The sequence below is a fragment of the Delftia sp. ZNC0008 genome (assembly GCF_000799035.1).
Classification (GTDB): Bacteria; Pseudomonadota; Gammaproteobacteria; order Burkholderiales; family Burkholderiaceae_C; genus Comamonas; species Comamonas tsuruhatensis.
Genome location: NZ_JTKZ01000365.1, coordinates 17,051 through 35,940 on the forward strand (window position 1 = coordinate 17,051; position 18,890 = coordinate 35,940).

An 18,890-nucleotide genomic window follows, 5' to 3' on the forward strand; every position below is an offset into this window, starting at 1 on the left:
CGCAGACTTGCCTGACCACGCTGAATGGCCTGCCAGCGGTCAGACCGAAAGCGCAAGGGATCAGGGGGGAACTACTGGCAGCTGATGGTGAAGGTCGCCGCCGCATTGGCACTGCCTATGGTCACGTTCTCTTCGGTCTTGACATAGCGCGCCGTCAGCGGGATATCCAACCGCGCCTGCCCGTAGGCAACAGCCCCTGCAAACCATTGATTCCTGTTGCCGGCGGCATTGGAGTCCGGGCCAAAGCCCAGTATCTGGTCATCCTTGCGGATCTGCACACCCACACCTTTTGCCACCGAGGTTTTGGACAGGGTCAGAGCATTGCCGATATTTCCAGGATTTGCCACATCCGTAAGCGTGACATAGGCGTTGGTCAACGAACCTGGGATGCCGCCCTTGCACAACAACGAGATGAGGAAGGAGCGGGGAGCACCGGTTGAGCCGATTGAGATGAGTTTTTGAGTGACAGTCTGGGCCATGCGCACGGGCTCCGGCGCCTGTGGGGTACAGGTGGGCACCTTGGGCCGGACGACGACGGGCGAGGAAAAGTTGTATTGAGCGAGAATCTGGCCAAATGCATTATTCGCGCGTTCGTACAGGAAATCGCTGTCCAGCACGCCACCTGCAGTGATATCGCCATCTGCGGTCTTGATCAACTCAACTGTGACATCGATAAGTGGATATGCAAAAGATCCGGGGTGATTGGAATACCCCAAACCACTTACAGGCGCAGCACCATATCTAGTCGAAACCCTCATGCCAATACCCTCGACTGTCGTCGGATATATATTATTGACTGGTGTAGATTTACCTAAAATATAGCCCGTGACCGATGGAACACAATTCATCAATCTAGCGCCAAGCCCATTACTTATTACCGCTACAGCGGTTTTTGAGTAAATCACCGTATTCTTGGCCACATTGGAATTGAATTCTGGAGGATTGAAATTACTGAACACATACTTGAAATAGCCTGACCCATCAGTTGCATTTTCAATTGCGCATGCGGACCATGCGGAGGTGGCCATCATTGCCAAAATAAATATCATGACAGCCTTGTTTATTCTGCAAAAAGCACCTATGAATATATGCATTTTGAATACCTCCGGATAATGAAAAAATTCCAAGGCCGCATTTCCTTGGCAAATTTTCAATCGTAGACACCTTTCATCCGAGATGAAATCAGATCAATCTGATTCAAGGTCTGCCCGGTGCCATGAAGGTCGTGGCGAGGCAGGCCCCATCACGTCAACAGCCCCGCATGCCGATATGCTGGCCGAAGCCAGGGCTGACAGCCGCGCTGCCGAATCGCCTGAAAAACACCCAAGCGCAATCGCGCATCAAAATAGGGGCTGACTGCTGCGGCAAGGGCATGATTTTTCGGGTGAACAGGCTGGCAACCGCCACAAGAGCAACCATCGAAAAATCACGCAATCATTTGATTTAATTGGATTTATTTATGCAAATCGCCACCTGGAACGTCAACTCCCTGTCCGTGCGCCTGCCGCAGGTGCTGGCCTGGCTGCAGGCCAATCCTGTCGATGCGCTGGCGCTGCAGGAACTCAAGCTCACCGACGACAAGTTTCCGCTGCAGGCGCTGCAGGAGGCCGGCTACCACGCGGTCAGCCATGGACAGAAGACCTACAACGGCGTGGCCTGGCTGACGCGCACGCCGGTGCACGACGTGGTGCGCAATATCCCGGGCCTGGATGACGAGCAGGCACGCATCATTGCCGCCACCCTCGATGCCGAAGGCGGCCCGGTGCGCCTGATCAACGGCTACTTCGTGAATGGGCAGGCGCCGGGCACAGACAAGTTCGCCTACAAGATGCGCTGGCTGCAGGCGCTGCAGGACTGGGTGAAAAGCGAGATGGCAGCCCATCCGCGCCTGGTGCTGGTGGGCGACTTCAACGTGGCGCCCGAGGACCGCGACTCCTACGATCCCATCGGCCTGAAGGACACGATCCACCACACGGTGGAAGAGCGCACGCATTTCCAGGCGCTGCTGCAGCTGGGCCTGACCGATGCCTTCCGCATGTTCGACCAGCCCGAGAAAAGCTATTCGTGGTGGGACTACCGGATGCTGGGTTTCCAGAAGAACCGGGGCCTGCGCATCGACCACATCCTGGTCAGCGAGGCCTTGCGTCCCAGCGTCACCGCCTGCATCGTGGACCGCGCGCCGCGCAAGAACCCTCAGCCCAGCGACCATGCGCCGGTCGTCGTGACATTGGGCTAGTCTTTCAGACTTGCGCTACAGCATGTAGCGGCGCAGCCAGTGGATGGCCTCGATATGGCCGCGCAGCATCAGGGACTGGCGGTGGAGAATCTCGCTGAGCGCCCTGGGCAGGCGTGCCTGCTCGGCGGCCTCATAGGCGCTCAGCCATTGCTGCTGGCAGGACTCGGCCTGGTCCAGCACGTAGTCCGCGCCCTCTTCCCTGCCCAGCAGCCCGTCCCAGAAGGCGTTGCGACGCAGTGCGGCACGGCTGTCGCGCACGGGCAGCACCACGCCGCCGTTGGCGTCGATGGCGCGTTCCAGGTCATCGACCAGGACCTGGCTGGCATTGAAGTGGCGCGCCAGTACCTGGCCTATCAGTCCCTGGGGCATGGGATCCATGCATTCGCCCAACCGGACATGGGCCTGGCGACCCAGGGCCAGCACGGCATTGAGCAGCGCCGTGGTCTGCAGTTCCAGCGTGGAAGCCGCAGGCTGTGCGGGCGTGCGCCGGCGCGCCTGCAGCCAGGAGGCCTCCACGGCCTCACGCACCTGGTTCCAGTGCAGCAGGCTGCCGCCCCGTTCCTGCTCCCAGCGTTCTTCCAGCCGGGCTTCTGCGGACTCGAAATCCTGCTGCGCGTGTTCCGGCGACAGGGAAGCCTTCCAGCCCAGTGCATAGGCGGGCCGGTATTGGTCGTAGCCGCGCCCCGGCACGAAGTACGGCTCCAGGAAATAGCGGTCATGCCAGTACGCATCGACCGGCTCGCCGAGCTTGCGCGGTGTCGATGGGTACATCACGCCCGGGCGGGCGGGTTTGGCCTTTTGCCAGAGGTTGGAGAGGACTGTGGGCACGATAGGTCGGGACGTAGGCCGTTCCAGCGAAGAGGACTCCATTGTCCCAAGCCCGGGCGGCCCGGCCCGTCAGCACCCCGGGCGCCGGCCTGTAGGAGCCGGACCCTTGCCAAGGCAAGGGCCCGGCCGCCCGCCGGCTTGCCTTACTCGAAGGCGTCCTCGTCCATGCCCAGCTCCTGCAGCTTGCGGGTGATGGTGTTGCGGCCTATGCCCAGGCGCTGGGCGGCCTCGACCCGGCGGCCGTGGGTGACGGCCAGGGCCGAGCGGATCAACTGCGCCTCGAAGCGGCGGGACAGCTGGTCCCAGACCTCGCCATGCCCCTGGGCCTGGGTGTGCTCCAGCAGCTGGCGCGCCTGCTGCCCCAGCAGATGCACCCAGTCCAGGTCGGACGTGGCCAGCCCCCCGTCATGCGGCTGGGCCAGCGACGGGGCTGGCATGGCGATGCGGCCCACTCCCTCTTCCGCCACGGCCGGCGCATGCGACAGCATCACCGGTGCGGGCACGCCGGCATTGCCGCCGCCCACGGGTGGCGCGGCCTCGCCCAGCACCTCGGGAGGCAGGTCCTTGACCGAGATGACCTGTGCTGGCGCCATGACGGTCAGCCAGTGGCAGATGTTCTCCAGCTGGCGCACGTTGCCGGGAAAGGCGAACGACTGCAGCCGCTGCATGGCATCGACCCCCATGCGCTTGGGCTCCACGCCCAGCTGCCGCGCGCTTTGCTGCAGGAAGTGGCGTGCCAGCATGGGCACGTCTTCGTTGCGCTCGCGCAGCGCGGGCAGGCGCAGGCGGATGACGTTGAGGCGGTGGAACAGATCCTCGCGGAAGGCGCCGTTGCGCACGCGCTGCTCCAGGTCCTGGTGGGTGGCGGCGATGACGCGCACATGGGCCTTGACGGCCTGGTGGCCGCCCACACGGTAGAAATGCCCGTCCGACAGCACACGCAGCAGGCGCGTCTGCAGGTCGAAAGGCATGTCGCCGATTTCATCGAGAAAGAGCGTGCCGCCCTCGGCCTGCTCGAAGCGGCCGCGCCGCTGGGTCTGTGCGCCCGTGAAGGCGCCGCGCTCGTGGCCGAACAGCTCGGACTCCAGCAGGTCCTTGGGGATGGCGGCGGTGTTGATGGCCACGAAGGGGCCGCCCGCCACGGGCGAGTGCTTGTGCAGCGCGCGCGCCACCAGTTCCTTGCCCGAGCCCGACTCGCCCGTGACCAGCACCGTGACCTGGCTCTGGCTGAGCCGGCCGATGGCGCGGAACACGTCCTGCATGGCAGGCGCCTGGCCCAGCATCTCGGCCTGCAGCGGGGCCTGTGCCTCGGCCACGTCCTCGCGCAGGCTTTCCTCGACGGCGCGGCGGATGAGTTCCACCGCCTTGGGCAGGTCGAAGGGTTTGGGCAGGTACTCGAAGGCTCCGCGCTGGAAGGCCGAGACGGCACTGTCCAGGTCGGAGTACGCGGTCATGATGATGACGGGCAGGCCGGGCTGCTGGGCGCGGATCTGCTCGAGCAGTTCCAGGCCGGAGCCGCCGGGCATGCGGATATCGCTGACCAGCACCTGTGGTGGCTGGCGCGCCGGGTCGCTGGCATCGACATCGGACAGTGCCGTGAGCACGTCGCGCGCCTGAACGAAGCTGCGCGTTGCCCAGCCTTCCCGGCCCAGTGCCTTTTCCAGCACGAAGCGGATGGAAGGGTCATCATCCACGATCCAGATCGGTTTCATTGGTGGTGCTTCCTTCCCTTGTTGCAGTGTTGACTTCCGTGGGCCTCAAGGCAGGGGAATGAGGATGCGGAAATCCGTGCGGCCCGGCTGGCTTTCACATTCGATCAGCCCCTGGTGGCGCTGCACGAAGGTCTGCGCCAGCGTCAGCCCCAGTCCCGAACCGCCATCCCTTCCCGATACCAGCGGATAGAAGATCCGCTCCTTGATGGCATCGGGAACGCCTGGCCCGTTGTCGATCACATGCAATTCCAATGCCAACCGGTAGCGTTGGCGACCAAAAGTTACCTGGCGCGCCACACGGGTTCTCAAAATGATCTCGGCATCGCCGGCAGCGATGCGTTCGTGCAAGGCCTGCGCCGCGTTCTGGACGATGTTGAGCACGGCCTGGATCAGCTGTGCGCTGTCGCCCCGGAACTCGGGAATGGAGATGTCGTAGTCGCGCGTAATGGTCAGCCCTGCAGGATGCTCGACCAGCACCAGCGAACGCACGCGCTCGCAGACTTCGTGGATGTTGACGTCACCGACCTCGTGCGGATGGCGGTGCGGCGCCAGCAGCCGGTCGACCAGCGCCTGCAGACGGTCGGCCTCGTGGATGATGACTTCGGTGTACTCGCGCAGCTCGGGCGCGTCCAGATCCATCTGCAGCAACTGGGCCGCGCCACGGATGCCGCCCAGCGGGTTCTTGATCTCGTGGGCCAGGTTGCGGATCAGCTCCTTGTGCGCCTGGGCCTGCTCGCGCAAACGCTCCTCGCGGTCCTGACGGGCCTGCTGCTCCAGCGGCCAAAACTCCACCAGCACATGGCCGGGCCGCTCGGCCAGGGAAACCGTGACGTGCACAGGAAGCGCATCGCCCCCCACGCGGTGCAGGCTGGCCTCGAAGCGCAGGGCAGCGAAGTCGTTGTCCTGGGCGCCGCGCAAGGCCTTGTCCAGCAAGGCCGGCTCGGTGAAGCAGGCAGCCAGCTCGCTGCCTTCGAGCATGCGGCGCGACAGGCCCAGTGCGTTCTCAAGGGCCGCGTTGGCGAAAAGCACGGCGCCTTGCTCGTCGAGCACGGTCATCAGCGTGCACAGCAGATCAAGCGCCTGATAGGAGGCCGGGGGCGCCGGCCGGTCGTCCTGGATCATGGCCGGGCTCGCATGGGCCGCTCGGGCCCGTCAGTTCTTGGGAAGTCGATCCAGTTCGCGGCGGATGCCGGCGACATCGCCTTCCTGCCGCGAGATGCTGCTCTTGAGCTGCTCGACACGTTCCAGATAGCCCTGGGGATTGCGCAACTCCAATGCGGTGCGCTGGGGATTGCCATCGTTGTACTCCTGACGCAGCTGTGTCAGCTTCTCCTGGGCGCGGGCCAGCTCGCTTTCGAGGATGGTCCGCGCATCGGAGTCGCGGGCCTTCTGGGCGCTGCTGTTGACCTTGGCCGGAGCGGGCGATCCTGCCGCAGGAGCGGCGGAGGTGCGCGGCGCCTGGCCGCCGCCCGAGGCCGCCGGCTTGCTGCCGCCATGGATCACCGTCACATGCCCGCCGTCCACCGGCTTGCAGTCCTTGGCCTTGGCCTGGCTGACGTTGTTGGTGTACTCGTTGCCGCAGCGGTAGATCACGTCCTGGCACCAGGCTCCCACCGACAGCAGGGGCAGCAGCAGTGACACAAACAGTTTCTTCATTCCATTCCCTCGGGTAGCCAGATCGGAAGGGCCCGGCTTGTCCGGGCAAGTATCGCTCCATCTTCCGGGCTGGACGTCATTTCTTGAGCGGGCCAACCCCTTTTGGTTCCGCGCCCAGCATACCCAGGTCCTGGCCGAAAGCAAAAAAGGCGGCTTGCGCCGCCTTTTTGCCGACCCGCCTTACAGCGAGAAGTACATGTCGTACTCGACCGGGTGCACGGCCTGACGGTAACGGGTCACTTCGCCCATCTTCAGCTCGATGTAGGCATCGAGCATGCTGTCCGAGAACACGCCGCCCTTGGTCAGGAACGAACGGTCTGCGTCCAGTGCTTCCAGGGCCTGGTCCAGGCTGTGGCAGACCGTGGGCACCAGCTTGTCCTCTTCCGGGGGCAGGTGGTACAGATCCTTGGTCGCGGCTTCGCCGGGATGGATCTTGTTTTCCACGCCGTCCAGACCTGCCATCAGCAGGGCCGAGAAGCCCAGGTAGGGGTTCATCAGCGGATCGGGGAAGCGTGCCTCGACGCGGCGGCCCTTGGGGTTGGCCACGTAGGGGATGCGGATCGATGCCGAGCGGTTCTTGGCCGAGTAGGCCAGCTTGACCGGAGCCTCGAAGCCGGGCACCAGGCGCTTGTAGCTGTTGGTGCCGGGGTTGGTGATGGCGTTCAGGGCACGGGCGTGCTTGATGATGCCGCCGATGTAGTACAGCGCGAAGTCGGACAGGCCGGCATAGCCGTCACCTGCGAACAGGTTCTTGCCATCCTTCCAGACGGACTGGTGCACGTGCATGCCGGAGCCGTTGTCGCCCGGATAGGGCTTGGGCATGAAGGTGGCGGTCTTGCCGTAGGTGTTGGCCACGTTCCAGATCACGTACTTCATGACCTGTGTCCAGTCGGCGCGCTCCACCAGGGTCGAGAACTTGGTGCCGATCTCGTTCTGGCCGGCGCCAGCCACTTCGTGGTGGAACACTTCGACGGGAATGCCCAGCTGCTCGAGCAGCAGCACCATCTCGGCGCGCAGGTCCTGGGTGCTGTCCACGGGCGGCACGGGGAAGTAGCCGCCCTTGTTGCGCGGACGGTGGCCGCGGTTGCCGGACTCGAACTTGGCGCCGGAATTCCAGGGGGCTTCGTACTCTTCGATTTCGTAGAAGGTGCTGCCGGGTTCGGTGTTCCAGCGCACGCCGTCGAAGATGAAGAATTCAGGTTCGGGACCGAAGTAGGCGGTATCGCCCAGGCCCGAGGCCTTCAGATAGGCTTCGGCACGCTTGGCCACCGAGCGGGGATCGCGGTCGTAGGCCTTGCCATCGCCGGGTTCGATCACATCGCACTGCAGGAACAGCGTGGTCTCTTCAAAGAAGGGGTCGATGTTCGCGGTGGCGGGATCGGGCATCAGTTGCATGTCCGATGCTTCAATGCCCTTCCAGCCTGCCACCGACGAGCCGTCGAAGGCGTGGCCCGAGGTGAACTTGTCTTCGTCGAAGTGCGACACCGGCACCGTGACGTGCTGCTCCTTGCCACGGGTGTCCGTAAAACGAAGGTCCACGAATTTGACCTCGTTCTCCTTCACCATGTTCAACACGTCTGCAACGGTCTTTGCCATCAGATCTCTCCTGCCAATCTGGCTGATCAAAAAAGATAAATACTCTTAAGCAGTTTGCGTGCCAGGCTGCATCCATTGAGTGCATGCCCGCAGACTGGCACCTGCTTGGCGCGCCAGCCCCGTGATTCTGCCGCCTTGCGTGGGCGTTGTGGATGACATTGCAGCCTGGCCCGGCCCGAGTACCCACTCACCAAATCGGTGCAGATTTGGATGAAGGGCCGCAAATCAGATATTGCGCACCAATTCAGGGCCAAGAATTGCACCAAATGAGTGCAAGCCTTCCAGCAGCGTGGGCCAGGCCTTGGTGACGGCACCAGCTTCGCCCTTGACACCAAGTTCTATGTGCCGGCCGTGGTTGGAATCATCCACGCTGGGCAGGCTGAACACCTTGACGCCCGGGTGGTCGCGCTCTATGGCCACCATCAGCGGCGTCAGCGTGGCCTCCATTCCGCCGTAGACGATGACCGAATGCTCCCGCTGCACCGTGCTGTGGAAATGCTTGGCATAGCGCTGCTCCAGCACCCACTCGACCATGGGCCAGGCCATGACCGGGAAGCCGGGCACGAAGTGCACCGTGCCGCTGGCGCCCGAACAGGAAAAGCCCGGGATCTTGTTGTAGACGTTGGGGATGATGCGCGCGCCTTCGGGGAAGTTGCCCATCTGCAGCCGGTGCAGGTTGTCGGCGCGCTGGGGTTCGTAGGGCTTGCCTTCTTCGGTGGCCACATCGCGCATGCGCTCGCGGATCAGGGCCACGGCTTCCGGGTGCAGTGCCAGCGGCACGCCCAGGGCCTCGGCCGCGCATTGGCGCGTGTGGTCGTCGGGGGTGGCGCCTATGCCGCCAAAGCTGAAGACCACGGCCTGCGATGCGAAGGCGCTGCGCAGGGCGTCGGTGATGCGCGCCCTGTCATCGCCCACGTACTCGGCATGGGCCAGGGACAGGCCACGCGCGCCCAGCAGTTCGATCAGCTTGGGAAGGTGCTTGTCGGCACGCTTGCCCGACAGGATTTCGTCTCCGATGATGAGTGCGCCAACTTGAAGGGTCATGTGGTCTTTTCTTGCGGGGTGGGGGGAACAGGGGCTGTGCCGGAGCCTTGCGGCGCGTCGGGAGCGTAGGGAATGATGGGTGCTTCGGGCAGCGCCGGCTCCTCCTCGCGCATGCGCTGCAGCGCCGCCAGGCAGAAATGGGCAAACCACAGCGAGGAGAAGGCGAAGATCAGCGCATAGATCCAGATGGCCACCGGAATCAGTATCCAGAAGGCTGCAACGAAGACCACGCCCGAGGCCCAGACAATGGCCGGAGCCGCCCCCAGGTAGCCACAGACCACGCCCATGAGCATCAGCGCCAGGCGGTGGCGCAGGAACAGGCTGCGGCGTTCTGGCTTGCTGGCGTGGGCAGACAGCGCGTCGAAGGCCATGACGCGGTAGGTCAGCCAGCCCCAGATCAGCGGGGGGATCACCACCACCAGGGGAGGCACGAACCACAATGGAACCGATACCAGCAACGCGATCAGGGCGATCAGCGAGGAGCCGGCCGACCACAGCAGGCTGCCGATCAGGGTGGCACCCTGCCTGCGCTCGAGTGCCGGAAAGCGCCGTTGCGCCACCAGCTCGACCAGGGCCGGCGTCATGAACAGCGCCACCAGCAGCAGCGAGACCACGACCAGCACCGGCGTGACCGAGAGCACGACCAGCACCGGCGCCACCAGCTCGGGCAGCGATTGCACGCCCATCCAGGACCAGACCGTGTGCAGCCAGCCCACGCCCTGCAGGACTCCTTCCGTCCAGACCACGGCATCGGCCCAGAAGAAGTAACCCAGCAGCCAGGCCGTGATGGCCATGAAGAGCAGGGGAAACAGCGACCATGCAATCACCCGCTTATGCAGGCAATACGCCGTCGCACGCCAGAAGGAATCGAGTAGCAAGCCCATGCCGGCAAGCATACCCCGAGCCCAGCCTCAAGCGCGACCCATCAACCTTAGGAACCCACGCCATTGCTGGGCCCAAAAGCCCTGGCCGTAGTCGCGCAGCTGGCCCTGGGCATTGGGCTGGACCTGGTCGCGCACGCCGGTGGGATCGAAGCGCAGCTCGAAATTGGCGGTGCCGAACAGCATGTCCCACCAGGGCAGGAGCACGCCGAAGTTGTTGCCATGCGCCTTCTTGTTGCGCACGGGCGCCATGGGCTCGTGGCCAATGCCGATGGCGTGGTGGCGGCGGTGAAAGCGCGGGCTGATCCACAGCCGCTCGCCGATGGTGCCGAACCAGACGCGTAGGTTGGCATGCTGGAAGCTCTCGCTGAGCTGGGTGAAGGCCACGATGGCCACGAACTGGCCTGGAGCCACGCCGATGAGCTGGGCCACGAGCACGATGATGGTGTCGCGGATCACATCGTCGAGCAGGTGATTGCGGTTGTCGCTCCAGACCGTCATCTGGCGCTGCGAGTGGTGCAGCGCATGCAGCTTCCACCACCAGCCGATGCTGTGCTGGCCCCGGTGTATCCAGTAGTCGAGGAAGTCGAAGGCCAGCAGGTAGATGATCAGGCTGACCCAGGCCAGGTCGGTGACGCCGGGCCACACGCCGTCGAGGTGAAAGCTCGGCAGCCCCCAGACATGCAGGCGGCCCATGAGCTCGTCCCACAGCGGGTCCAGCGTGAAGAACAGGGCCAGCCGGAACAGGCCCAGCCGGTGGACCACGGTGTAGATGATGTCCACGTGGATGGCGCGCCGGTCGGTGACGGGCTCGACGGGCCGCCAGTACTGCAGCGGCGCGATCACGGCCACCATGATGAAGATCTGCAGCAGGCCCACCAGCAGCCAGCCTGTGGCGTCGTAGGCATCCTCCAGCAGGCTGGCCTGTCCCAGCCAAAAGAGCACAGGCTGGACAACGCCCTCGAACAGGCGCTGCTGCGCATTACCGAACCACTGAATCCACCAGTCCACACCACGCTCCCATCGCCCGCCGCGCTGCGCGCGCGGACGTCATGCGAATTTTGCTATCCAATCCCGATAGTCGGGATGCTCCCGCAGCGTGCGGAAACAGAACCCCTGCTTGAGCAGGCCCGTGATCAAAGGTTCCAGCACGGCCGGTGCCCAGGGGTCCTTGCGTGACCAGATGCCCAGATGGGCCAGCAGGATGTCTCCGCTGCGGATGTTCTTGAGCGCCTGGGCCAGCAGCTGCGCATTCGGGTAGCGGTCGCTGGGCAGCTCATCGCCCAGAAAACCCGCGCTGGCCCAGCCCACATGCATGTAGCCCCCCTGCCGCGCGGCATCCAGCAGCGCGGGCGAGGTCTTGCCGCCGGGCGCACGGAACAGCGGCAGAGGCTTGCGCCCGGTGATCTGCTGCAGCCGCTGTGCGGATCGGCGGATCTCGTCGCAATAGCCTGCCGCATCGACCGTGAAGTTCTCGTTGGCGCGAGGCCCTGCCGAAGGGCGCACGCGAAAACCCGTGACCGGCCCGTTCTTCGAGGCGCGCAGATCACCGCGCCAGTACATGTGGTCGTAGGTGTGCGAGGCGAATTCATGGCCTTCGGCAGCGCGCGCGCGCCACCAGGGCGCCCAGGTCTCGCCCAGGCTGCCGTCGCCTTGCTGCGTGCGCTCGTTGGCGGCAAAGAAGGTCACTGGTACGCCATGGCGCTTGAGCACCTCGGCCACCAGGTCGGCAATGCCCATGTGGCCCGTGTCGAACGTCAGGTACACGGTCTTGGCGCAGCCCGTGCCCTGCCCTGCGGCCATCGCGGGGCGCAGCAGGCTGAAGGCGGCGGCGCCAGCCAGCGATTGCGCAAAGAGTCTGCGGTCCATCAGCGCTGCGCGTGGGCCAGTGTCCAGACACCGTGGGGCGACTTGCCGACCTTGACCTGCTGGACCACCTTCTTTTCGACGGTGTCGATCACCGACAGCTTGCGCGCCCAGCGCGAGCTGACCAGCAGGTAGCGGCCGTCGGCGGAAACGTCCATGCAGTCCGGGCCTCCCGGGGCCGGGTAGCTGGCCACGACCTGGTTGGTCTGCATGTCGATCTTGCTGATGGTGTTGGCCACGCGGTTGCTCACATACAGGTGGCGGCCATCGCCGGCGGCACGCATGGCATGGGCGCCAGCGGCTGTCTTGATGCGGGCCACGCTGCGCGGCTCGGGGCCGGTGATGTCGAACACTTCCACGCCATCGCTGCCGGTCAGGCCGATGAACAGCTTGGTGCCGTCCGGGCTGCCATAGAGATCGGCCGGCATGGGGCCGGTGGGCACGCGGGCCTTGATGGTCTGCGTGGCGATGTCGATGGCCACCAGGGCATCGCTGTCCTGCATGGTGGAATAGATGGTCGTGCTCCTGGCATCGATCCAGAGATGGCTGGGCGTCTTGCCCGTGGGCACGCGCTTGACCAACTGCGGGTTCTGGCCATCCCAGCGGTAGATGTCGATGTGGTTGAGGCGGTTGGCCGCCGTGACGAACCACTTCATGTCCGGGCTGAAGCGCAGGTGATAGGGGTCGATGATGTCGCGGATCACGCGCTGCACCTCGCCCGTGCGCGGATCGACCAGGGTCAGGGTATCGCCCAGCGCATTGGCCACGACCAGCGATTTCTCGTCAGGCGTGAGGTAGAGGTGGTGCGGCTCCTTGCCCGTGGGAATGCGGGCCGTCTCCTGCCAGGTGACCGGGTCCACGATGCTGATGTTGGCATCGAGCGAGTTGAGCACGAAGATGGGCGTGGGGCCCTGGGTCTGCGGCGGCGGCGTGACACGCGCAACAGGCGCAACAGGCGCTACCGGGGCAGCAGAGGCCGCAGGCACGGAAGGCGCGGCGGGAACGGCAGCGGCCTGAGCCGATGCAGCCTGCGCCTGGACGGCTGCAGGCGTGGCTGAGGCCGCACGGGCCGATTTGGATCCGGGCAGGGACGCCACGGCCAGCCAGGCCAGCGCACCGCCGCCCACAACCAAAGCCACAGCCGCGCCCAAGCGCCCGACGGAAAGACGTTTCACAAAGCACCACCTTCTGAGAATCTGCGCAGTGTAGCCGCGCCATTCAGCCCTCGGACGCTCTAGGGCATCGGCTTTTGAAGCTGTGCAAAAAACCGACATTTACGCGACGTTGGCCCGAGATATCGCGACAAGCGCGCCAACCCATGACTTGCATCAAGGCATGACGACAACGCATGAAAACGCAGGCCACAACGACAAAGGGAGCCGGTTGGCTCCCTTTGCAGGCAAGGACCTTGAAAGCGCAACGGCTCTCAGATCTTCCACTTTTCCAGGAGCTTTTCGGGACGCAGCGTGTCGTAGTGCTCGAAAGGCTGGTGGATCCAGGGGTTGGTCGGCAGGTAGTCCACCGAGTAGTCAGGCGTGAACGCGGACAGGCCCTTGGTCCAGATCACGGCGCTGCGCAGCTCGGTGATCGGCGGATAGTTGGTCTTGAGCATGGCGATCACGGCATTCAGCGTGTGGCCCGAATCGGCCAGGTCATCGACCAGCAGCACGCGGCCGGCAATCTCGCCCTTGGGCGTGGTGATGAAGCGCGCGATGTCCAGATGGCCCTGCACCGTGCCGGCTTCGGCGCGGTAGGAGCTGGTGGACATGATGGCCAGCGGCTTGTCGAAGATGCGGCTGAGCATGTCACCGGGACGCAGGCCGCCACGGGCCAGGCAGAGAATGGTGTCGAATTCCCAGCCGGACTGGTGCACTTTGATCGCGAGCTTTTCGATCAGTCCGTGGTATTCGTCGTAGCTCACATACAGGTGTTGACCGTCTTCCGTCAGCATGGAATGGCTCCTGGTTCAATCTTGGGGTTCAAACGCCAGCAGTTCACTGGGCGGCGTAGGGGTTTTGCATCAGGATGGTGTGATCCCGGTCGGGGCTGGTCGAAACCATGGCGATGGGCACGCCCGTCACTTCCTCGATGCGCTCCAGATAGCGGCGGGCATTGGCCGGCAGCTTGTCGTAGTCGGTCACGCCCACGGTGGAATCGGTCCAGCCGGGGATGGATTCATAGATGGGCTTGCAGCGGGCGATCTCGTCGGCGCCCATGGGCAGCAGGTCGATCTTCTCGCCATCGAGCTCGTAGCCCACGCACAGCAGCAGTTCCTGCAGGCCGTCGAGCACGTCGAGCTTGGTGATGCACAGGCCCGACAGGCCGTTGACCTGGGCGCTGCGCTTGAGCAGCGCGGCGTCGAACCAGCCGCAGCGGCGCGAGCGACCGGTGGTCACACCCTTTTCGGCGCCCACGGTGCTCATGTGCCAGCCTGGCGTGCCTTCCTTTTCCCAATCCAGTTCGGTGGGGAAAGGACCGCCGCCCACGCGGGTGCAGTAGGCCTTGGTGATGCCCAGGATGTAGTGCAGCATGCCGGGGCCCACGCCCGAGCCTGCAGCCGCATTGCCGGCGACGCAGTTGGACGAGGTGACGTAGGGATAGGTGCCGTGGTCCACGTCCAGCAGCGTGCCCTGCGCGCCTTCGAACAGCAGGTTGGCGCCTTCGGCGTGCGCGGCGTTCAGCTCGCGCGAGACGTCGGCCATCATGGGCAAAAGCTGCTCGGCATGGCGCATGGCTTCTTCGTACACGGCGTCGAACTGGACTTCGCCATCCTTGATGTACGGCTTGAGCGCGTCACCGAAGGTGAAGTTCTTCGAGCCCAGCACGTTGACCAGGATGTGGTTGTGCAGGGCCAGCAGTTCGCGCAGCTTGGTGGCAAAGCGCTCGGGGTACTTGAGGTCCTGCACGCGCAGTGCGCGGCGGGCAATCTTGTCTTCGTAGGCGGGGCCGATGCCACGGCCGGTGGTGCCGATCTTCTCGGTGCCGCCCTGCTCCCGCGCCGCTTCGCGCGCCACGTCCAGCGCCGAGTGGAAAGGCAGGATCAGCGGGCAGGCTTCGGACACGCGCAGGCGGTCGCGCACTTGAACGCCGGCCTTCTCCAGGCCTTCGATTTCCTCGAACAGCTTGGCGGCCGACAGCACCACGCCGTTGCCGATATAGCACTTCACGCCGGGGCGCATGATGCCGCTGGGAATCAGGTGCAGCGCGGTCTTCACACCATTGATGACCAGCGTGTGGCCCGCATTGTGGCCACCCTGGAAGCGGACCACGCCCTGGGCGCTTTCGGTCAGCCAGTCCACCAGCTTGCCCTTGCCTTCGTCACCCCACTGGGTGCCGACCACGACCACGTTGCGACCTTTGGTAGCTTTCATATTCAAATCCGATGAAATCCGAAGAAATTGACAAATGCGTCAGATGGCTTGCACGGCCCACTGCCCGGCAACCTGCACGAGCTCACGGTCGCAGTGGAACTCGTCCACTTCGCTTTCATGGCCTGGCAGCACGCAGACCACGGTCTCGCCCTGCCGGCGCAATGCCGCGATGGCGGCTGCCACCTGGGGATCGTCGCCCCAGGGCGCACGGATGGCAGCCTTGAGCGGGCGCTCGGGCACAACGGCCACGAGCTGCTTGATGTCCAGGCTGAAGCCGGCGGCGGGCCGGTTGCGGCCGAAGACCGCGCCCACCTCGTCATAACGGCCGCCGCGCACCAGCGCGTCGCTGGCACCCGGAACATAGATGGCGAAGCGCGTGCCGCTGTAGTAGGCATAGCCGCGCAGATCGGCCAGATCAAAGCTCACGTTCACGCCTTCCAGGCGCTGGGCCAGCCAGCGCAGCTGGTCCAGCAGAGGCTGCACGCCTGCCGTGCGCGCCAGCAGCTTCTCGGCGCGGTCCAGCACCTCGATGCCGCCGTACAGCTGCAGCAAGGCCATCAGGCCTTCGCGCGAGGCGACGGGGAAGTCCCGGGTGAGGCGCTCGAGTTCGCTCGCATCCTTGGCGGCCAGCGCGGCATGCACGCCGCGCAGCACCTGCATGTCCACCATCACGCCAGCCAGCAGGCTGCGCACGATGCGCACATCGGCCAGATCGACGTTGATGTCGGTGACGCCTGCGCTGCGCAGGCAGTCCAGCGCCAGGTGCAGTGCCTCCAGGTCGGCTTCCATGCCCTGGTGGCCGTAGATTTCGGCACCGAACTGCAGCGGCTCACGCGTGGTGCGGGGGCGGTCAGGGCGGGCATGGACGACGGGGCCGCAGTAGCACAGGCGCGTGAGGCCCTTGCGGTTGAGCAGATGGGCGTCGATGCGAGCCACCTGCTGCGTGGTATCGGCACGCAGACCCATGGTGCGGCCCGTCAACTGGTCGATGAGCTTGCAGGTCTGCAGGTCCAGCGCCTCCCCTGTGCCGGTGAGCAGGGATTCGAGGTATTCCAGCATGGGCGGCATGACCAGTTCATAGCCATAGCCACGTGCGGTATCGAGCAGGCCTCGACGCAATTCTTCGATGTGCCGGGCCTCGGAAGGCAAGACATCGGCGATGTGATCCGGCAGGACCCAAGCAGACATGGAAAAAGGGGGAGGCTGTTAAAAACGTGATTCTACCGGCTGTTGCGGGCCAGCCCAAATTGGGGGTGTCCCAAGGCCCGCGAGGAGCGTTCGGTATTCCGAATCGATTCGGTGTGCGGGCGCCAGCGGCAGCGCAAGAAAAAACGGCGCCCCAACAGGGGCGCCGTGCATGGGCCGGGCCGCGTTGCCGCTCAGGCGTTCTTACTTTCCAGAGCTGCCGCCGTTGCGGTAGGCCTTGAAGAAGTCGGTCTGCGAAGGATCGAGCACAAGCACGTCGCTCTTCTTGGCAAAGCTGGACTTGTAGGCCTCCAGGCTGCGGTAGAACTGCGCGAACTGCGGGTCCTTGCCAAAGGCGTCGGCATAGGTGCGGGCGGCTTCCGCATCGCCCTCGCCCTTGAGCTTCTGGGCATCGCGGTAGGCGTTGGCGATGGTGATCTCGCGCTGGCGATCGGCCTCGGCGCGGATCTTCTCGCCTTCGGCGGCGCCGGTGGAGCGCAGCTCGTTGGCCACGCGCTTGCGTTCGGCCTCCATGCGGCGATAGACCGATTCCGTGATGGTCTCGGCATAGTCCACGCGCGTGATGCGCACGTCGACCACGTCCACGCCCCAGGGCTTGGCGCCGCGCACGGTCTCCAGCACTTCGCGCTTGACGTCGTTCATCAGCGCGTCGCGCTTGCTGGACAGAAGCTCGCGCACGGTGCGGCGGTTGATTTCCTCCTGGAAGGCGTTGCGCACCACGCGGTTGAGCTGCATGGCACCGGCCGACTCATCCAGGCCCACGTTGCGGATGTACTCCGACGGATCGGAGATGCGCCAGCGCACGTACCAGTCGATGACCACGCGCTGCTTTTCGGCAGTGAGCATGGGCTCGGTGTCGGTGCTGTCCAGTGTGAGCAGGCGCTTGTCGATGTAGCGCACGTTCTGGAACGGCGGCGGCATCTTGATGTTCAGGCCCGGCTCGGTGATCACTTCCTTGATCTGACCCAGGGCATAGACCACGCCGAACTGGCGTTGATCGACGACGAACAGCATGGAGCTGAGCAGCGCCAGCGCCAGAAGAATGCTGGTGATGAAAAATCCAACTCGGTTCACTTGGGCTGCTCCTCAGCGTGCTTCGCGGTCACGGCTGCGACTGCTGTCGCGGCTGCGCGCATCGTTCGAAAGGCCGGGAATGGCGGCAGGCGCAGGCGCCTGGGTGCTGGGGGCAGCCGAGCCATCGGCTGCCGGCACATTGCCGCTCACGCCTTGCATGATCTTGTCCAGCGGCAGGTACAGCAGGTTGGAGCCCTGGCGCGATTCCACCAGCACCTTGGTCACGTTGCCGTAGATCTGCTGCATGGTTTCCAGATACATGCGGTCGCGCGTGACCTGGGGCGCCTTCTGGTACTCGGTGAACACCGAGCTGAAGCGCTGCGCATCACCCTGGGCCTGGGCCACGATGCGGGCCTTGTAGCCATTGGCCTCTTCCAGCAGGCGTGCCGCCGAGCCGGCTGCGCGGGGCACCACGTCGTTGGCATAGGCCTGGGCTTCGTTCTTGGCGCGCTCGCGCTCCTGGCCGGCACGCAGCACGTCGTCGAAGGCGGCCTGCACCTGCTCGGGCGGACGCACGCCGCCTTGCTGCAGGTTGATGCCCACGACTTCCACGCCCACCTTGTAGCGGTCCAGGATGGTCTGCATCAGGTCGCGCACGCGCGGCGCGATCTGGTCTCGCTCCTCGGCCAGCGCCGTATCCATCTTCATCTTGCCGACGACTTCGCGCACGGCGGTCTCGGCGGCCTGGACCACGGCCTCGGACGGGTTCTTGCTCTCGAACAGCCAGGCACGCGCGTCGCTCAGACGGTACTGGACGGCGAACTTGATCTCGACGATGTTCTCGTCCTCGGTGAGCATGGCCGACTCGCGCAGGCCCGTGCTCTTGATGATGGTGTCGCGCCCCACGTCGGCCGAGCGGATCTGCGTCACGAACACCAGTTCATGGCGCTGGATCGGGTACGGCAGGCGCCAGTTGATGCCGGCACCCACCGTGCTCTTGTACTTGCCGAACTGGGTGATGACGGCCTGCTGGCCTTCCTGGACGATGAAGATGCCCGTGCCCATCCAGATGATGAAGGCAATGCCGGCAATCAGGCCCACGCCCATGCCAGCACTGCGCATGTCCGGCGGCTGGCTGCCACCGCCATTGCGCACGGGCGGCTGCCCGCGGCCACCGCCCGGCTTGCCCCCGAACAGGCCCGAAAGCTTGCGGTTGAGGTCACGCCACAGCTCGTCCAGATCCGGCGGCTGGCCACCCCCACCCGAGGAGGGACGGTTGTCACGGCTGTCGCGGTTGTCGCGTGCGGGTTCCGCAGGCGGCGGCGCAGCGGGACGGTCGGCATCGGGGCGCGAGGCATCGTCGTTCTTGTCGTCGCCACGTCCCCAGCGCGGATCATTCAGGTTGAACATCCCGCGAAGGCGCTGCGGCAGCATCGCCCAGCGATGGGCGCGTTGTGAAAGATTCATGCGAGAAGTCTCG

Annotated in this window: 18 protein-coding genes; 1 reads left to right on the forward strand and 17 read right to left on the reverse strand. The window is 64.8% G+C overall.

From position 1 onward, the window contains the following. Positions 1-71 precede the first annotated feature (71 nt). Positions 72-1,127: a fimbrial protein gene (locus tag L995_RS12075; protein ID WP_156136049.1), complete on the reverse strand. Its 1,056-nt coding sequence runs from the start codon at positions 1,125-1,127 to the stop codon at positions 72-74. Positions 1,128-1,248: 121 nt separating this feature from the next. Continuing rightward, positions 1,249-1,434: a hypothetical protein gene (locus L995_RS34330; RefSeq protein WP_231574414.1), complete on the reverse strand. Its 186-nt coding sequence runs from the start codon at positions 1,432-1,434 to the stop codon at positions 1,249-1,251. Between the two features lie 25 nt (positions 1,435-1,459). Between L995_RS34330 and xth the strand changes: the two genes are divergently transcribed. After that, positions 1,460-2,236, forward strand: a complete 777-nt coding sequence (gene xth / locus L995_RS12080) for an exodeoxyribonuclease III (protein ID WP_047472000.1) — start codon at positions 1,460-1,462, stop codon at positions 2,234-2,236. 15 nt (positions 2,237-2,251) lie between these two features. On the opposite strand, the gene L995_RS12085 is transcribed toward xth, so the two are convergent. The 15 genes from L995_RS12085 to hflK form a co-directional block, all read right to left on the reverse strand. Beyond that, positions 2,252-3,064, reverse strand: coding sequence for a hypothetical protein (locus tag L995_RS12085; RefSeq protein WP_227472451.1), 813 nt, complete (start codon positions 3,062-3,064; stop codon positions 2,252-2,254). A gap of 143 nt (positions 3,065-3,207) precedes the next feature. Beyond that, a complete protein-coding gene (ntrC, locus tag L995_RS12090) occupies positions 3,208-4,776 on the reverse strand; it encodes a nitrogen regulation protein NR(I) (RefSeq protein WP_047472001.1) in 1,569 nt (522 codons plus the stop codon). Between the two features lie 45 nt (positions 4,777-4,821). Next, positions 4,822-5,898, reverse strand: a complete 1,077-nt coding sequence (gene glnL, locus L995_RS12095) for a nitrogen regulation protein NR(II) (RefSeq protein ID WP_016447543.1) — start codon at positions 5,896-5,898, stop codon at positions 4,822-4,824. A 30-nt stretch (positions 5,899-5,928) separates the two neighbouring features. Continuing rightward, complete coding sequence (locus L995_RS12100; RefSeq protein WP_047472003.1) at positions 5,929-6,432, reverse strand: hypothetical protein; 504 nt, start codon at positions 6,430-6,432, stop codon at positions 5,929-5,931. Between the two features lie 180 nt (positions 6,433-6,612). Beyond that, positions 6,613-8,028 carry a type I glutamate--ammonia ligase gene (gene glnA / locus L995_RS12105; protein WP_016447544.1) on the reverse strand — a complete coding sequence of 472 codons (1,416 nt, stop codon included), beginning with the start codon at positions 8,026-8,028 and terminating at the stop codon, positions 6,613-6,615. A gap of 225 nt (positions 8,029-8,253) precedes the next feature. Next, positions 8,254-9,072: a competence/damage-inducible protein A gene (locus tag L995_RS12110; RefSeq protein ID WP_047472004.1), complete on the reverse strand. Its 819-nt coding sequence runs from the start codon at positions 9,070-9,072 to the stop codon at positions 8,254-8,256. Further along, positions 9,069-9,968 (reverse strand): EI24 domain-containing protein, encoded by a 900-nt coding sequence (locus tag L995_RS12115; RefSeq protein WP_016447546.1) that lies wholly within the window; start codon positions 9,966-9,968, stop codon positions 9,069-9,071. Before L995_RS12115 ends, L995_RS12110 begins: the two co-directional genes overlap by 4 nt. Before the next feature lie 15 nt (positions 9,969-9,983). Continuing rightward, positions 9,984-10,964 (reverse strand): sterol desaturase family protein, encoded by a 981-nt coding sequence (locus tag L995_RS12120; RefSeq protein ID WP_013801177.1) that lies wholly within the window; start codon positions 10,962-10,964, stop codon positions 9,984-9,986. A gap of 39 nt (positions 10,965-11,003) precedes the next feature. Continuing rightward, positions 11,004-11,822: a polysaccharide deacetylase family protein gene (locus L995_RS12125; RefSeq protein WP_047472006.1), complete on the reverse strand. Its 819-nt coding sequence runs from the start codon at positions 11,820-11,822 to the stop codon at positions 11,004-11,006. After that, on the reverse strand, positions 11,822-13,093 hold the full coding sequence (locus tag L995_RS12130) for a YncE family protein (RefSeq protein ID WP_047326700.1): 1,272 nt from the start codon (positions 13,091-13,093) through the stop codon (positions 11,822-11,824). Before L995_RS12130 ends, L995_RS12125 begins: the two co-directional genes overlap by 1 nt. A 152-nt stretch (positions 13,094-13,245) precedes the next feature. Then, on the reverse strand, positions 13,246-13,770 hold the full coding sequence (locus L995_RS12135) for a phosphoribosyltransferase (protein WP_047472007.1): 525 nt from the start codon (positions 13,768-13,770) through the stop codon (positions 13,246-13,248). Positions 13,771-13,813: 43 nt separating this feature from the next. Then, positions 13,814-15,190, reverse strand: a complete 1,377-nt coding sequence (locus L995_RS12140; RefSeq protein WP_016451293.1) for an adenylosuccinate synthase — start codon at positions 15,188-15,190, stop codon at positions 13,814-13,816. A 39-nt stretch (positions 15,191-15,229) separates the two neighbouring features. Further along, positions 15,230-16,378, reverse strand: a complete 1,149-nt coding sequence (locus L995_RS12145; protein ID WP_047472008.1) for an ATP phosphoribosyltransferase regulatory subunit — start codon at positions 16,376-16,378, stop codon at positions 15,230-15,232. Between the two features lie 201 nt (positions 16,379-16,579). Continuing rightward, a complete protein-coding gene (gene hflC / locus L995_RS12150; protein ID WP_016447552.1) occupies positions 16,580-17,470 on the reverse strand; it encodes a protease modulator HflC in 891 nt (296 codons plus the stop codon). Positions 17,471-17,482: 12 nt separating this feature from the next. Then, positions 17,483-18,877: an FtsH protease activity modulator HflK gene (gene hflK, locus L995_RS12155; protein ID WP_016447553.1), complete on the reverse strand. Its 1,395-nt coding sequence runs from the start codon at positions 18,875-18,877 to the stop codon at positions 17,483-17,485. Between the last annotated feature and the right edge of the window lie 13 nt (positions 18,878-18,890).

Bases quoted from the DNA above. Each gene is read 5' to 3' on its own strand.
- L995_RS12110 (WP_047472004.1), bottom strand. From the start codon at position 9,072: ATGACCCTTCAAGTTGGCGCACTCATCATCGGAGACGAAATCCTGTCG.
- glnL (WP_016447543.1), bottom strand. From the start codon at position 5,898: ATGATCCAGGACGACCGGCCGGCGCCCCCGGCCTCCTATCAGGCGCTT.
- hflK (WP_016447553.1), bottom strand. From the start codon at position 18,877: ATGAATCTTTCACAACGCGCCCATCGCTGGGCGATGCTGCCGCAGCGC.
- L995_RS12130 (WP_047326700.1), bottom strand. From the start codon at position 13,093: ATGTCGGTTTTTTGCACAGCTTCAAAAGCCGATGCCCTAGAGCGTCCG.
- L995_RS12100 (WP_047472003.1), bottom strand. From the start codon at position 6,432: ATGAAGAAACTGTTTGTGTCACTGCTGCTGCCCCTGCTGTCGGTGGGA.
- L995_RS12140 (WP_016451293.1), bottom strand. From the start codon at position 15,190: ATGAAAGCTACCAAAGGTCGCAACGTGGTCGTGGTCGGCACCCAGTGG.
- L995_RS12135 (WP_047472007.1), bottom strand. From the start codon at position 13,770: ATGCTGACGGAAGACGGTCAACACCTGTATGTGAGCTACGACGAATAC.
- ntrC (WP_047472001.1), bottom strand. From the start codon at position 4,776: ATGAAACCGATCTGGATCGTGGATGATGACCCTTCCATCCGCTTCGTG.
- L995_RS12145 (WP_047472008.1), bottom strand. From the start codon at position 16,378: ATGTCTGCTTGGGTCCTGCCGGATCACATCGCCGATGTCTTGCCTTCC.
- L995_RS12125 (WP_047472006.1), bottom strand. From the start codon at position 11,822: ATGGACCGCAGACTCTTTGCGCAATCGCTGGCTGGCGCCGCCGCCTTC.
- glnA (WP_016447544.1), bottom strand. From the start codon at position 8,028: ATGGCAAAGACCGTTGCAGACGTGTTGAACATGGTGAAGGAGAACGAG.
- L995_RS12115 (WP_016447546.1), bottom strand. From the start codon at position 9,968: ATGCTTGCCGGCATGGGCTTGCTACTCGATTCCTTCTGGCGTGCGACG.
- xth (WP_047472000.1), top strand. From the start codon at position 1,460: ATGCAAATCGCCACCTGGAACGTCAACTCCCTGTCCGTGCGCCTGCCG.